At 35.5% G+C, this 14,807-nt stretch carries 15 protein-coding genes; all 15 read left to right on the forward strand.

Features of this window, described 5'->3' with window-relative positions; all coding sequences use genetic code 11:
- Positions 1–243: 243 nt before the first annotated feature.
- The 15 genes from FDY99_RS13450 (at position 244) to paaZ (ending at position 14,749) form a co-directional block, all read left to right on the forward strand.
- Positions 244–1,563: a phenylacetate--CoA ligase family protein gene (locus FDY99_RS13450; RefSeq protein WP_139423818.1), complete on the forward strand. Its 1,320-nt coding sequence runs from the start codon at positions 244–246 to the stop codon at positions 1,561–1,563.
- The gene (locus tag FDY99_RS13455) at positions 1,560–2,645 is read left to right on the forward strand and encodes a 2Fe-2S iron-sulfur cluster-binding protein (RefSeq protein ID WP_139422166.1); all 1,086 of its coding nucleotides are present in this window, start codon (positions 1,560–1,562) and stop codon (positions 2,643–2,645) included. Before FDY99_RS13450 ends, FDY99_RS13455 begins: the two co-directional genes overlap by 4 nt.
- An 87-nt stretch (positions 2,646–2,732) precedes the next feature.
- Positions 2,733–3,671 (forward strand): 1,2-phenylacetyl-CoA epoxidase subunit PaaA, encoded by a 939-nt coding sequence (gene paaA, locus FDY99_RS13460; protein WP_074231975.1) that lies wholly within the window; start codon positions 2,733–2,735, stop codon positions 3,669–3,671.
- A 105-nt stretch (positions 3,672–3,776) separates the two neighbouring features.
- On the forward strand, positions 3,777–4,058 hold the full coding sequence (gene paaB / locus FDY99_RS13465) for a 1,2-phenylacetyl-CoA epoxidase subunit PaaB (RefSeq protein ID WP_002981782.1): 282 nt from the start codon (positions 3,777–3,779) through the stop codon (positions 4,056–4,058).
- Positions 4,059–4,135: 77 nt separating this feature from the next.
- Positions 4,136–4,885, forward strand: a complete 750-nt coding sequence (gene paaC / locus FDY99_RS13470) for a 1,2-phenylacetyl-CoA epoxidase subunit PaaC (RefSeq protein ID WP_139422168.1) — start codon at positions 4,136–4,138, stop codon at positions 4,883–4,885.
- Positions 4,886–5,100: 215 nt separating this feature from the next.
- A complete protein-coding gene (gene paaD, locus FDY99_RS13475; RefSeq protein ID WP_139422170.1) occupies positions 5,101–5,565 on the forward strand; it encodes a 1,2-phenylacetyl-CoA epoxidase subunit PaaD in 465 nt (154 codons plus the stop codon).
- A 162-nt stretch (positions 5,566–5,727) separates the two neighbouring features.
- Entirely contained in the window at positions 5,728–6,528 is an 801-nt protein-coding gene (locus tag FDY99_RS13480; protein ID WP_074231972.1) for an enoyl-CoA hydratase/isomerase family protein, read from the forward strand.
- Between the two features lie 76 nt (positions 6,529–6,604).
- Entirely contained in the window at positions 6,605–7,735 is a 1,131-nt protein-coding gene (locus tag FDY99_RS13485; RefSeq protein WP_139422172.1) for a 3-hydroxyacyl-CoA dehydrogenase NAD-binding domain-containing protein, read from the forward strand.
- Positions 7,736–7,837: 102 nt separating this feature from the next.
- A complete protein-coding gene (locus tag FDY99_RS13490) occupies positions 7,838–8,158 on the forward strand; it encodes a hypothetical protein (RefSeq protein WP_139422174.1) in 321 nt (106 codons plus the stop codon).
- Positions 8,155–8,568, forward strand: coding sequence for a PaaI family thioesterase (locus FDY99_RS13495; RefSeq protein ID WP_139422176.1), 414 nt, complete (start codon positions 8,155–8,157; stop codon positions 8,566–8,568). The genes FDY99_RS13490 and FDY99_RS13495 overlap by 4 nt, the downstream gene beginning before the upstream one ends.
- 27 nt (positions 8,569–8,595) lie before the next feature.
- Positions 8,596–9,291 carry a DUF6624 domain-containing protein gene (locus FDY99_RS13500; RefSeq protein WP_139422178.1) on the forward strand — a complete coding sequence of 232 codons (696 nt, stop codon included), beginning with the start codon at positions 8,596–8,598 and terminating at the stop codon, positions 9,289–9,291.
- A gap of 62 nt (positions 9,292–9,353) precedes the next feature.
- Positions 9,354–10,562 (forward strand): 3-oxoadipyl-CoA thiolase, encoded by a 1,209-nt coding sequence (pcaF, locus tag FDY99_RS13505; protein ID WP_139422180.1) that lies wholly within the window; start codon positions 9,354–9,356, stop codon positions 10,560–10,562.
- A 136-nt stretch (positions 10,563–10,698) separates the two neighbouring features.
- Entirely contained in the window at positions 10,699–11,292 is a 594-nt protein-coding gene (locus FDY99_RS13510) for an acyltransferase (RefSeq protein WP_139422182.1), read from the forward strand.
- An 18-nt stretch (positions 11,293–11,310) separates the two neighbouring features.
- Positions 11,311–12,138 carry an alpha/beta hydrolase gene (locus FDY99_RS13515; protein WP_139422184.1) on the forward strand — a complete coding sequence of 276 codons (828 nt, stop codon included), beginning with the start codon at positions 11,311–11,313 and terminating at the stop codon, positions 12,136–12,138.
- A 121-nt stretch (positions 12,139–12,259) separates the two neighbouring features.
- Positions 12,260–14,749, forward strand: a complete 2,490-nt coding sequence (gene paaZ / locus FDY99_RS13520; RefSeq protein WP_139422186.1) for a phenylacetic acid degradation bifunctional protein PaaZ — start codon at positions 12,260–12,262, stop codon at positions 14,747–14,749.
- The last annotated feature ends 58 nt before the right edge of the window (positions 14,750–14,807 follow it).

The raw sequence follows: 14,807 nt of genomic DNA on the forward strand, positions 1-14,807 counted from the left end.
ATTTTTTATACAATATTTTGTCATTCTGACGAAGGAAGAATCTCAACTTTATCATTAGAGATTCTTCAATCCACTGTGCTCCTTTCAGAATGACAAACTTGACGCAAATTCATCTTAAACTCAACCTCAATCTTAGCCTCAGCTATTTAGAATCATTCAAAATATGACGAAAGTCATAAAAATTTTGTCACGTTCCAAATTCTTTTTAAATTTACACCTAACAAATGTTAGTTAGTTATGAGTGTGGATTTTTCAGTTGAATACTTAAAACTCGACCAATTAAGACATCTCCAATCGGAAAGGTTGGCGAGTTTGGTGGGTTATCTTGAAGAGAAGTCAGATTTTTATAAAGGAAAATTTGATGAATTAGGAATATCACCGCAAGAAATAAGGACAATTGAAGATATTTCAAAACTACCGATTACTTACAAACAAGATTTAAGAGACAATTATCCGTTCGGATTATTTACGGTTCCAAAGGTTGAATTACAAAGAATTCACTGTTCAAGCGGAACAACGGGAAAACCAACGGTTGTAGGATATACAAAAGAAGACGTTGATTTATTCAGCGAAGTCGTAGCAAGATCTTTAAATGCAGCGGGTGCAAAACCGGGAATGCAGTTGCATAATGCTTATGGATACGGAATCTTCACGGGCGGACTAGGGCTACATTATGGTGCTGAAAAACTAGGGATGAGTGTACTTCCAATTTCTGGAGGAATGACAGCAAGACAGGTAGATTTAATCATGGATTTTAAACCTGAAGTAATCTGTTGTTCACCTTCTTATGCTTTAACAATCGCTGATGAATTTGCTAAAAGAGGAATCTCGGCAAATGAAATCAGTTTAAAATATGCTGTTTTAGGTTCAGAGCCATGGACGGAATTGATAAGACATCACATTGAAGAAAGATTAGGCGTTCATGCAACCAATATTTATGGGTTAAGTGAAATTATCGGTCCTGGAGTTTCGATGGAAGACTTTGAGGAAAAAGGAGGCTCTTACATTTGGGAAGATCATTTTTATCCTGAAATTTTAGATCCGATTACAAAAGAACCTGTTCCGTTTGGTGAAGAAGGAGTTTTGGTGATTACGACTTTAACTAAAAAAGCAATGCCGCTTTTACGTTACTGGACGAATGATATCACAAGTCTTTATTATGAAGAAAATTCAAAAAGAACAATGGTTAAAATGAGACCTATTCTTGGAAGAGCTGATGATATGCTGATTGTAAGAGGGGTAAATGTATACCCAAGTCAAATCGAAGAAGCATTTTCTCATGTGGAAGGAGTGGTTCCTAATTATTATTTAACACCGATTGAGAAAGAACAAATGTGTGTAGCGTTGGATATTGATGTTGAAATTGATGATGAATTAATAGCTTCGAAAAATTTAAATCAAAATACCGATGATTATGCTATTTTTGTCGGAAACTTTGGAAAAAGTATAGAAAACGAAATAAAAAAACGAGTAGGAATCACAACGAAAGTGAAAATTCATGCTCAAGACAGCTTACCTAAATGCGAAGGTGGAAAAATTAATAGAATACTAAAAACAAAATGAATTCATTTTATAAATTAAAAACTGTAAGGGTTCAGAAAGATACCAACGATGCTGTAAATGTAGCCGTTGAAATTCCTGAGGAACTGAAAGATAAATTCAGATTCAAGCAGGGGCAATATCTTAATTTCCGAATGATGATTAACGGGAACGAAGAAAGACGTTCTTATTCTATCTGCAATGCGCCGAGTGAAAAAAGCAACACGCTGGAAGTATTGGTGAAATTATTGGAAAACGGAAAAGTTTCCGGTTATTTCAACGAACATCTTCACATGGATGAAATCCTTGAAGTGATGCCTCCAATGGGTGGTTTCAATACATCTTATCATCCGACAAACGTAAAAACTTATGTTGGTTTGGCGGCAGGAAGCGGAATTTCTCCGGTCTTATCAAATATTAAAGAAAGTCTTTACCAGGAACCGAATTCAAATGCTTATCTGTTCTACAGCAACAGAAGCATGAATCATGTGATGAAAAAGGCTGAAATCGATAAGTTAGTTGAAACTTTTAACGGAAGACTGAAAGTTGTTTATTTAGTAAGTCGTGAACAGCACGAAGACCCAATTTTTGAGGGAAGAATCTCTCCTGAAAAATTAGATCAGCTGTTCGAAAGATATACAGATATCGATGTTAAAGAATCTACCTTCTTCATTTGTGGACCTTCAGAAATGATTAAAGGAATTGCAGATTATTTAAAGAAAGATAAGAAAGTACCGGCAATTCAGGTTTTATTTGAATATTTTACTGCTCCAGACGAAGAGAATACGGAGGAAATGAGCGATGAATTCAAAGCTATTGCCAATATAGAAAGTATGGTAACAGTAATCATTGATGATGATGAATATTCGTTCCACCTTAATTCTAAAAAAGAGAGTATCTTAGATAAAGCATTGAAAGACAATCTTCCTGTACCTTTTGCATGTAAAGGAGGAGTTTGTTGTACGTGTAAAGCGGAAGTTTTGGAAGGAGAAGTTTTCATGGAGAAAAACTATGCGCTTACCGAAGAAGAAGTAGCCAGAGGCTTCGTTCTTACCTGTCAATGTCACCCGACAACGAATGTGGTGATGCTTAATTATGATGTATAATTAAATTAATGTAACAATATATCAATTTACCAGTGTAACAATCATTGGTACATTGTTAGACTGATACATTGTTAAATTGGAAAAATTATGGATTTAGAAAAATTTGTACAATACGTACACGACGAAAATAAAGTAGAACCAAAAGATGTAATGCCTGATGATTACAGAAAATTATTGGTTCGTCAGATTTCACAACACGCGCATTCTGAGATTGTTGGGATGTTGCCGGAAGCCAACTGGATTTCCAGAGCGCCTTCATTGAGAAGAAAAATGGCTCTTTTGGCTAAAGTTCAGGATGAAGCAGGACATGGTTTATACTTGTATTCTGCAACTGAAACTTTAGGAAACGGAACTATCAGAGCGGATAGAGATGCGACTTATGACGATATGTTGGAAGGAAAAGCAAAATATTCAAGTATTTTCAATTATCCGACATTGAGCTGGGCAGATATTGGCGCAATCGGTTGGTTGGTTGATGGTGCTGCAATTATGAATCAGGTAATGTTGATGGGGAATTCTTATGGTCCTTATTCAAGAGCAATGGTAAAAATCTGTAAAGAAGAATCTTTCCACCAAAGACAGGGTTATGAGATTTTAATGGCACTTTGCCGTGGTACAAAACAGCAGAAAGAAATGGCTCAGGCTTCGCTAAATCGTTTCTGGTGGCCAGCTTTAATGATGTTTGGTCCAAATGACGACAGTTCTCCAAACTCTAAGATCTCTATGAATTACAGAGTAAAAAGAGAAAGTAACGACAGTCTTCGTCAGAGATTTATCGACGTTACCGTTTCTCAGGCTGAGTTTTTAGGATTAACTGTTCCGGATAAAGATTTAAAATGGAATGAGGAAAGACAACATTACGATTTCGGAGAACTTCCTTGGGATGAATTCATGGAAATCTTAAAAGGAAACGGACCTTGTAACAAGAAAAGACTACAGACAAAAGTAAAAGCGCAACAAGAAAACCTTTGGGTAAAAGAAGCGGCGATTGCTTTTGCAGAAAAACAAGAAAAAATTTCAATATAACAATATACCAATGTAAAAATGTAACAATCATTGTCATGCTGAGCTTGTCGAAGCATCTCATTGGTAAACTGGTACATTGATACATTGTTAAATTTAATTTTATTTATGGCAAATTTAGATATGTGGGAAGTGTTTATTCAGACTAAACCGGGATTATCTCACAAACACGTTGGAATTGTACAGGCTCCAACAGCAGAAATGGCTTTGCAAAATGCAAGAGACGTTTATACAAGAAGAAAAGAGGGAACTTCTGTTTGGGTTGTTCCAAGTAAATATATTGTGACTTCGGAAGGGGTGGATAAAGAAGCATTCTTCGATCCTGCTGATGACAAACTATATCGTCATCCGACTTTTTACGAGATTCCAAACGATGTAAAAAATATGTAATAAAGAAGTTAGAAGTTAGATTCTAGAATTTAGTCTAATTTCTAACCTCTAACCTCTAATTTCTAAATTCTATAAAAATGAACCCATTATATAATTATTTATTAAAACTAGCGGACGACAGTTTCATTATGGGACAGCGTTTGTCTGCGTGGTGCGGTGAAGGTCCTTATTTGGAGGAAGATATTGCATTAACGAACATTGCGTTGGATGAACTTGGACAGGCAAATAACTTTTATGTTTACGCTTCAAGAGTGATCGATAACGGAAAAAGTGAAGATGATTTGGCTTTTCTAAGATACGAACACGAATATGTAAATGCACACTGGACAGAACTTCCGAACGAAGATTATGCACAGACGATTTTAAAAGTTTATGTTTTTTCGGTGTATCAGAAATTGATGTACGAAGCATTATCAAACTCTGCGAATGAAGAATTGTCTGCCATTGCTCAGAAATCTTTGAAAGAAGTAAGATATCATTACACGCACGCTGCTTCTTGGATGAAAATTTTCGCTCAGGGAACAGAAGAGAGTAAATCTCGTTTAGAAAAAGCAATTGAAAATATTTGGGAATATACGAAAGGTTTATTCGCAAAAACCGAAGGTGAAGATGATTTGGTAGCTTTAAATATTGCTCCGAATACAGATGCTCTTTACGAAGAATTTCTTGCCATTACAAAGAAAGATTTTGAAGGTTTCGGTTTAGAATATCCTACAAATCCTTTTATGCAACCAAAATCAAGAACAGGATATCATACAGAATACTTTGGATTTATGCTTTGTGAATTACAGTATATGCAGAGAGCATATCCTGGATGTACGTGGTAGATTTCAAATGTAACAATGTAGCAATTTATCAATGTAACAATTTTTAAAGTGAAATGTTAAAACTGTCATTGAGAATTTTACTCTTTGTTGGCTTTGCTAAGTGAAACGCCTTTGCGAACTTAAAAACGTTTAGTAGTTTAAAAAAAATCTTTGCGCACTTTGCGTTAAAATAAAATTAGAAAATCAATTATTGAATAATTGTTAGATTAAAAAATTTGAATAATTTATTAAACATATTATCTCAAGTCCCCGATCCGGAAATTCCGGTAATCAATATTGTGGAATTGGGCATTGTAAGAGAAGCGAAAGTTACCGGAGAGAATTCTTGCGAAGTGACGATTACACCGACTTATTCTGCCTGTCCCGCTATGTTTACCATTGAGGAAGACATCATCAAATTGATGAAAGAAAACGGTTGGGATGCGAAAGTAGTCACTAAAATGTTTCCGATTTGGACAACAGATTGGTTGACAGATGAAGCGAGAGAAAAACTTCGTGTTTACGGAATTTCACCTCCTGAAAAAGGAGCCGACGAACATCACATTGGGAAACCTAAAAAATGTCCGCGTTGTGGCTCGATGAATTCAAAACAGATCAGCAGATTCGGGTCTACATTATGTAAGGCTTCGTATCAATGTTTAGACTGTTTAGAGCCTTTTGATTATTTTAAATGCCACTAGAATTAATGTAGCAACATAACAATGTAACAGTTTACCAGTATATTCAGCGTGACATTACAATTGTTGCATTGTTAGACGAGTAAATTGCTACATTATGACTAAATTAGTACATTATTAAATCTTTGAATTTTTAAATAATTTAATCTTTAAATTAAAAAAACTATGTACACACAACTTGATATTGAATCACATTTTGACGGAAAGCTTAAAATTGCTTACCTCAATCAGCCTGAAACGATGAATGCGCTTACAAAGCCATCTTTGGGAGATTTAAAAGATTTTATTAAAGAATGTAGTGATGATCCTACAGTAAGATGTGTAGCGATTTCAGGGCGAGGAAGAGCTTTTTGTTCTGGTCAAAACTTGGATGATGCATTTGTTCAGGGTAGTGAGCATCATGATAACGACATTATCAGAAGAATTGTAACAGATTATTACAATCCTTTGGTGCTTGAAATTACCCGTTGCAGAAAACCGGTTGTTGCTTTGGTGAATGGTCCTGCAGTTGGAGCTGGAGCAATGTTGGCATTAATTTGTGACTTTGTTTTGGCAAATAATAAAGCATATTTCTCTCAGGCATTTTCAAATATTGGTTTAATTCCTGACACGGGAGGTACATATTTCTTGCCTAAATTGTTGGGAAGACAATTGGCAAATTATTTAGCATTTACAGGAAAAAAACTGTCTGCTGAAGAATCAAAAGCTTATGGTTTGGTAGCTGAGGTTTTCACTGAAGAAGAATTCAATTCAAAATCAATGGAAATTTTGGAGAAAGTATCCAATATGCCGACTGTTGGTTTAAAACTAACCAAAAAAGCATTCGCCAATTCTTACGATAACACATTGAAAGAACAATTGGAATTGGAAGGCGATCTACAACAGGAAGCTGCAGAAACAGAAGACTTCAAAGAAGGGGTACAAGCCTTTTTAGAAAAAAGAAAACCTAATTATAAAGGAAAATAAGAATTAATATAACAATGTACCAATGTAGCAGTTTAACAGTGATTGTTGCATTGTTACATTGATACACTGTTACATTATGAACGTAGGAATTATCGGTGCCGGAACGATGGGGATTGGCATTGCACAAGTAGCCGCAACGAACGGATGCAAAGTTTGGGTCTATGACGCCAATGCAAAACAAGTAGAAACGGCAACTGTAGGTTTGGAAAAAACATTGACCAAATTGGTTGATAAACAAAAAATTTCGGCAGAGAAAATGGCTGAAATTTTAGCGAATATTTCCATTGCTACAGAATTGAAAGACTTCAAAGATTGCGAATTAGTAATCGAAGCTATCATCGAAAACAAAGAAATTAAAACCAAGGTTTTCACAGAATTAGAGAAACATATTTCAGAAAGCTGTGTCATTGGTTCCAATACATCTTCTATTTCCATCACCTCTCTTGGTGCGGAATTACAAAAACCGGAGCGTTTCATCGGAATTCACTTCTTCAATCCGGCTCCTTTGATGCCTTTAGTTGAGGTTATTCCATCTTTATTAACAGAAAAATCTTTAGCGGAAAAAATCTATAATCTGATGAAAGATTGGGGTAAAATTCCAGTTATTGCAAAGGATATTCCAGGATTTATCGTTAACAGAATTGCTCGTCCTTACTATGGTGAAGGTTTAAGAATTGTTGAAGAAAATATCGCCACTGTAGAACAGGTTGATGATGCGATGAAAACCATTGGAAACTTCAAAATGGGTCCTTTTGAATTAATGGATTTAATTGGCGTTGATGTAAATTTCTCGGTAACCAAAACGGTTTACAACGAATATTTCTACGACCCGAAATACAAACCATCTCTCCTACAGCAAAGAATGTCTGAAGCAAAGCTTCATGGCAGAAAAACAGGAAAAGGCTTCTATGATTATAGTGAAGATGCTGTAAAACCTGTTACTCAAAAAGACGAGACTCTTTATCAACAAATATTTTTAAGAATTATTTCGATGTTGATCAATGAAGCGGTTGAAGCAAAAAGATTAGGTGTTGCGAATGATGAAGATTTAGAATTGGCAATGCAAAAAGGAGTAAACTATCCAAAAGGATTATTAGCTTGGGGAAAAGAAATCGGATATGCAAAAATCTCAGAAACTCTACAAAGTCTTTACGAAGAATATCAGGAAGAAAGATACAGACAAAGCCCGTTACTACGCAAAATGTAACAATATACCAATCTAACAATGTAGCAATTTGTCTGTCATTCTGAGCAAAGCGAAGAATCTCAATTGGTAAACCGTTACATTGTTAAATTATTACATTAAAAAATGGATATAGATGGATTTCGAGCCGAGTTAGAAACAAGGCTTCTCATTGAAAAAGAATATTTAATTCAGGAACTTTCTTCGATAAAGGATGATAAAGAAAAGCTTGATTTATTAGGAAGATTTAATGAAAAATACAAAGAGCTGATTAAAAGAATTGCCAATGAAGACGGTATAGATTTAAGTGCGCCTTATCCAACTGAAGATCCATCAAATTCAGAAGATCTTTCATACGAGCAGATAATTCTCGGTAAGACCATGAGTGTTTACGACAAATTGGTTGATGAATTGTATGAAAAATTAACAAGCAGAAATTCAAAATGAATCCAAGACAGGTTGCAGAATATATGTTTGATCAGGATTATTTTTCCCAATGGATGAATATCAAAATGATCGAAATCAAAGAAAATTATTGTTTACTCGAAATGCCCATCAAAAAGGAAATGATTAATGGGTTGAAAACCGTTCACGGAGGCGTTACGTTTGCTTTTGCGGATTCTGCATTGGCATTTTCGTCCAACAATTCCGGAGATGCAGCTGTTGCATTGAACTGTATCATCAATTTTACGAAAGCAGGAAAAGAGGGTGATATTTTCAGAGCAGAAAGTATCTTGGTAAACGATACAAGAAAAACCGCTGTTTACGACATTAAAATTACGAATCAAAACGAAGAATTGATTGCAAAATTTGTCGGAACAGTCTATAAAATCGGAAAAAAAGTAACCGATTTGTAAAAGCACCAACCATCAAATTTAAACAATATGAGAAAAATGTTTTTACTGCTTTTCACGCTTTTAACTTTTCTGATGAATGCTCAGCAGAAAGTAAACGAAGTTTTGAAAAAAGAACTCGATGAAATCATGAAAGTAGATCAGGGCTACAGAATGCTTTTTGACTCCGAAATAACTCCAGAAAAAAAGGATAAATTACTGAAAGATCTGAATATTGATAAAGAAGAGTTTGAAAAGAAAAACTGGCAATTGGTTGCAGAACATGATAGTCTGAATATGCAGAAAATTGAAAATATTATTTCAAAATATGGCTATCCCGGAAAAACATTGGTAGGAGAGCCTACAAATCAGGCGGCATGGTATGTCATTCAACATTCAACGAAGATTGGAAAATATCTGCCTCTCATTAAGGAAGCTGGAAAAAAGAAAGAAATTCCTTTTACATGGGTTGCAATGATGGAAGACCGATATCTGATGAATGAAAACAAAGAACAGATCTACGGAACACAAGGAAAAGGAGAAATGACAAAGGATAAAGATGGTAAACAGGTTTTTATCAATTTTGTATGGCCCTTGAAAGATCCTAAAAATGTAAATAAAAGAAGAAAAGATGCAGGATTTGATTCTACCATTGAAGAGAATGCTCAGAGAATGTTCGGAAAGGATTTTAAATACGAACCTTATACTTTACAAAAGGTTTTAGAAATAAGAAATAAAAACAAATAAATAGAAAAAGAGAATATAGTAATTTTCAGAATTCTTCATTCTTAATTTTTCAAATTAAAATTATGAACAACGTATACATCATAGATTACATCAGAACTCCTATTTCAAAACTAAGCGGAGGTCTTTCAGAAGTTAGAGCCGATGATTTGGCTGCTATTGTTTTAAAAGAAATTGTAGCAAGAAATCCTGAAGTTCCTGTTGAGGAAATTGAGGACGTTATTTTCGGATGTGCTAATCAGGCAGGTGAAGATAACAGAAACGTAGCAAGGATGGGACTTTTATTGGCTGGTCTTCCTTACAAAATCGGAGGTGAAACGGTAAATAGATTGTGCGCTTCAGGAATGTCTGCGGTTGCCAATGCTTTCCGTTCGATTGCAGCAGGAGAAGGTGAAATTTACATCGCAGGTGGAGTAGAACACATGACGCGTTCGCCTTATGTAATGTCAAAACCTAGTACTGCTTTTGGTAGAGATAGTCAGATGTTTGATACTACTTTCGGATGGAGATTTGTCAATCCGAAAATGAAAGAAATGTATGGCGTAGATGCAATGGGCGACACTGCTGAAAATTTAGCAGAAATGCACAACATCAGTCGTGAAGACCAGGACAAATTTGCGCTTTGGTCACAACAAAAAGCGACTAAAGCTCAGGAAAGCGGAAGATTGGCGGAAGAAATTGTGAAAGTTGAAATTCCACAAAGAAAAGGCGAACCGAAAATCTTCGATACAGACGAATTTATCAAGCCAACTTCTTCAATGGAAGGATTAGGGAAACTTCGTCCAGCTTTCAGAAAAGAAGGCGGAACAGTAACTGCTGGAAACGCTTCAGGAATGAATGACGGAGCTGCAGCTTTAATTTTAGCAAGCGAAGAAGCAGTAAAAAAATATGGTTTAAAACCAAAAGCTAAGATTTTAGGTTCATCTGTTGCCGGTGTTGAACCAAGAATCATGGGAATAGGTCCTGTTGAAGCGACTCAGAAGCTATTGAAAAGATTAGATCTTTCATTAGAAGATATGGATGTTATTGAATTGAACGAAGCATTTGCTGCTCAATCTTTAGCAGTAACAAGAAGTTTAGGTTTACAGGATGACGATTCAAGAATAAATCCAAACGGTGGAGCGATCGCAATTGGTCATCCACTTGGAGTTTCCGGTGCGAGAATCATCGGTTCTGCAGCTCTTGAACTTCAAAAACAAAATAAAAAATATGCATTGTGTACCCTTTGTATCGGTGTCGGGCAAGGTTATGCAATGGTGATTGAAAAAATGTAATTTTTTCAATAATGTAACAATATAACAATGTACCAATCTAGCAGCGTATCAATGTACCAATTCTTGTAAGTAGCTTTTAAATTGGTACATTGGTAAACTGATACATTGTTACATTAATTTTTTAACAAAAAACTTTATGAATATTTACTCATATCACGGCATTCGCCCCATCATCAAACCTTCTGCTTATATTCATCCACAAGCGGTGATTATCGGGAATGTAGAGATCGGGGAAGAAGTTTATATCGGTCCAAATGCAGTTATTCGTGGCGACTGGGGCAAAATTATCATTAAAGACGGTGCCAATGTTCAGGAAAACTGTACGCTTCACGTTTTTCCGGGTATTGAAACGATTTTAGAAGAATCTGCACACATCGGTCACGGTGCGATTATTCATTCCGGACATATCGGTAGAAACTGTTTGGTTGGAATGAATGCTGTTATAATGGACAAAGCAGTTATCGGTGATGAATGCATTATCGGAGCATTGGCTTTTGTTCCTGCGAATTTCAAATGTGATGCACGAAAACTAATTGTTGGAAGCCCTGCGAAAATTATCCGTGATGTTTCTGATGAAATGATTAAATGGAAAACGGAAGGAACAAAATTGTATCAGGAATTAGCAAGAGAAGGAAAAGACGCTATTCTACCTTGCGAACCGTTTACAGAATATGTTCAACAAATTCCTACAAAAGTTGTTGATTACAGCATTTGGGATGATGTTAAATAACCCACTTTAAATTTAAATATGTTAAAAAAACTTCTCATTTTCTGCAGTATTCTGCTTGCATTTCAATCTCTGACTTTTGCTCAGACTAAAAATGTAAAGCCATTGACTATTGGAGAAATCAGAACCATAAAGTCTAAGATTTTAAATGAAGATAGAGTTCTGAACATATATCTTCCGCAAAATTTTGACAAAACAAAATCTTACCCGATTATCTATCTTCTGGATGGAAGTATGAATGAAGATTTTATTCACGTTACAGGATTGATTCAGTTCTTTAATCAAATGTATTCCATGCCGGAAACAATCGTGGTAGGAATTGCCAATATTGACCGTAAAAGAGATTTCACATTTCACACCGATTTAAAAGATTTACAGAAAGATTATCCTACAACAGGACATTCTGATAAATTCATCAGTTTTTTGGAGAAAGAATTAAAACCTTATGTTGAAAGTCAGTTTAAAACAACTGATAAATATTTATTCGGACAATCTTTGGGCGGACTTTTAGCAACAGAAATTTTGTTGAAAAAACCTGAAATGTTTAATAACTATTTTATCATCAGTCCGAGTTTATGGTGGGATGATCAAAGTCTTTTGAAACAGGCTCCTCAATTGTTAGCTAAAATTCCGGATACAAAGAAATTTATTTATGTTTCTGTCGGAAAAGGCGAGCATCCGGTAATGGTAAAAGATGCTGAAGCTTTCTACGATGTTCTGAAAAAATCAAACAAGAAAAACTGGACGGTAGAATATAAAATGATGGAAACAGACAATCACGCAACCATTCTTCACAGAAGTTTGTATGAAGGTTTGGTGAAAATGTTTCCGTATCAAGAACCAAAATAAATGTAACAATATACCAATGTACAAATCTAACAATTACATAATGTCATACTGAGATTTTCGAATCATCTCATTGGTAAACTGCTAGATTGATACATCGTTAAATTAAAATATAAAATATTTTATGGAAAAGTTAAAAAACTATATCTACGGCGAATGGGTCGAAGGAAATGGAAACGGAATTCCTTTGTACAATGCTGTGACAGGAGAGCAAGTTGCTGTCTCGGATACTGAAGGACTGAATTTTGAGCAGGCTCTTGATTATGGTAGAACGGTAGGTTACAAAAACCTTTCTTCAATGACATTCTACGATCGTGGAGAAATGTTGAAAAAAGTAGCGCTTTACCTTTTAGAAAGAAAGAAAAAATATTACGAATTATCATATAAAACAGGTGCAACACACGCAGATTCTTGGGTAGATATTGAAGGTGGTTTTGGTACTTTCTTTACCTATTCTGGTTTGGCGAAAAGGATGCTTCCGAACACTCCGTTTTGGGTAGATGGTGAAACTCAGAAAATTTCGGCAAATGGCACTTTCTTGGGAGCTCACATTTTAACGCCAAGTGAAGGGGTTTCTGTACAAATTAATGCTTATAACTTTCCGGTTTGGGGAATGTTAGAAAAGTTATCCACATCTTTGTTAGCAGGTGTTCCGTCAATTGTGAAGCCTTCACCGTTTGGTTCTTATTTAACGAATGCGGTTTTCCAGGATATGATTGAAAGTGGCGTTCTTCCTGAAGGGGCACTTCAATTGGTTTGTGGTGAACCGGGAAATATTTTAGACTACGTTCAGGACGGAGATTCTGTATTATTTACAGGTTCTGCAAATACAGGTAGAAAATTAAAATCTTTACCTTCTGTAGCTGGAAATGCAGTTCGTTTCAATATGGAGGCTGATTCTTTGAACTGTTCAATTCTTGGTTTGGATGCAAAACCGGGAACTCCTGAATTTGATTTATTCATCAAAGAAGTTCGTACAGAAATGACGACGAAAGCTGGACAAAAATGTACAGCAATCAGAAGAATTATCGTTCCTGAAAACTTAATTGGTGACGTTCAAAATGCTTTATCTAAAGCTTTAGATCAGACAAAAATCGGAAATCCATTAAGCAGAGAAACAAGAATGGGTTCTTTGGTTGGAAAACAACAGTATGATGAAGTTTTAAGAAAAGTTGATATTTTAAAAACTGAAAATGAGCTTGTTTACGAAGGAAAACATGAGTTAGTAGATGCTGATTACGAAAACGGTTCATTTATGAGTCCAAAGTTGTTCTTAAACGATTCTCCTTTCACTAAAAATATCTCTCACGATGTCGAGGCTTTCGGTCCGGTTTCTACGTTGATGCCTTACAAAGATGCGGAAGAAGCTGCAGCGTTGGCAAAAAGAGGAAAAGGAAGTTTGGTAGGCTCAATTATCTCTCATGATGAGAAATTTGTAGCCGAAACTTCGTGGAAAATGGCTTCTCAGCATGGTAGAATTTTTGTTTTAAACAGAGACAATGCGAAAGAAAGTACAGGTCACGGTTCTCCGCTTCCTACTTTAATGCATGGAGGTCCTGGAAGAGCAGGTGGTGGTGAAGAAATGGGTGGATTGAACGGTCTTCATTTTTTCCTTCAAAAAACGGCAATTCAAGGTTCTCCGGATATTTTAACGGCAATCACAAAAGTATATCAGCAAGGAGCTGAGAAAAAATATTCAGACAAACATCCTTTCCAAAAATATTTTGAAGATGTTGAGGTTGGAGATTCTCTAGAAACTGCCGGAAGAACAGTTACTGATGCAGATATCGTTAATTTCTCTAATGTTTCTTGGGATCATTTCTATGCTCACACAGATGCAACAAGTTTAACGGGAACTATTTTCGATAAAACGGTTGCTCACGGATACTTTATTCTTTCTGCTGCGGCTGGATTATTTGTTTCAGGTAAAAAAGGACCGGTTATCGCAAATTACGGATTGGAAAACTGTTCGTTCTTCAAACCTGTTTATGCAGGAGATACGATTACGGTTTATTTAACGGCAAAAGAAAAGATCAACCGTGGGGTAAAAGGCAGAAATATTCCTTCTGGTGTTGTAAAATGGTTGGTGGAAGTAGTGAACCAAAGAGAAGAGGTAGTTTGTGTAGCAACAATTTTAACTTTAGTAGCTAAACATTCTCCTTTTATTGATCTTAAACATGTTCAGAAAATTGTAAACGGACTATCTGAAAATACTCAGCCAGCTTGGGGGAAAATGTCTCCTCAGCAAATGATCGAGCATTTGGAACATGGCGTTTTGGTAAGTTTAGGCGAACCGGAAGCTGACAAATGTTTCACTCCTGAAGAACAACTGGAAAAATGGCAAGATTCTCTGTATAATCACAGAAAAATGCCAAAAGATTTCCCTGCACCTTTCTTGGCTGAAGATGAAACTTTATTAGAATTAAAGCATAAAAATCTTGATGCTGCAAAACAGTCTTTCTTAGATAATTTGAAGAGATTCTCTATTTATTATAAAGAAAATCCACAAGCAGAACATATGAATTTTGTGTTCGGAAAATTGAATAAAGAAATGTGGGAGCTAATGCATAAGAAACATTTTACTCATCATTTTGAACAGTTTGGATTGATTTAATATTTTAAATTTAACAATAAAAATAATTTAACAGTGTAGCAATTTTTGTTACACTGTT

The sequence above is a fragment of the Chryseobacterium mulctrae genome, assembly GCF_006175945.1.
GTDB lineage: Bacteria > Bacteroidota > Bacteroidia > Flavobacteriales > Weeksellaceae > Chryseobacterium > Chryseobacterium mulctrae.

Coding starts and splice junctions, on each gene's coding strand:
- paaC (WP_139422168.1), top strand. CDS start 4,136: ATGAACCCATTATATAATTATTTATTAAAACTAGCGGACGACAGTTTC.
- FDY99_RS13500 (WP_139422178.1), top strand. CDS start 8,596: ATGAGAAAAATGTTTTTACTGCTTTTCACGCTTTTAACTTTTCTGATG.
- paaZ (WP_139422186.1), top strand. CDS start 12,260: ATGGAAAAGTTAAAAAACTATATCTACGGCGAATGGGTCGAAGGAAAT.
- paaB (WP_002981782.1), top strand. CDS start 3,777: ATGGCAAATTTAGATATGTGGGAAGTGTTTATTCAGACTAAACCGGGA.
- paaA (WP_074231975.1), top strand. CDS start 2,733: ATGGATTTAGAAAAATTTGTACAATACGTACACGACGAAAATAAAGTA.
- FDY99_RS13495 (WP_139422176.1), top strand. CDS start 8,155: ATGAATCCAAGACAGGTTGCAGAATATATGTTTGATCAGGATTATTTT.
- FDY99_RS13455 (WP_139422166.1), top strand. CDS start 1,560: ATGAATTCATTTTATAAATTAAAAACTGTAAGGGTTCAGAAAGATACC.
- pcaF (WP_139422180.1), top strand. CDS start 9,354: ATGAACAACGTATACATCATAGATTACATCAGAACTCCTATTTCAAAA.
- FDY99_RS13510 (WP_139422182.1), top strand. CDS start 10,699: ATGAATATTTACTCATATCACGGCATTCGCCCCATCATCAAACCTTCT.
- FDY99_RS13515 (WP_139422184.1), top strand. CDS start 11,311: ATGTTAAAAAAACTTCTCATTTTCTGCAGTATTCTGCTTGCATTTCAA.
- FDY99_RS13480 (WP_074231972.1), top strand. CDS start 5,728: ATGTACACACAACTTGATATTGAATCACATTTTGACGGAAAGCTTAAA.
- FDY99_RS13490 (WP_139422174.1), top strand. CDS start 7,838: ATGGATATAGATGGATTTCGAGCCGAGTTAGAAACAAGGCTTCTCATT.
- FDY99_RS13485 (WP_139422172.1), top strand. CDS start 6,605: ATGAACGTAGGAATTATCGGTGCCGGAACGATGGGGATTGGCATTGCA.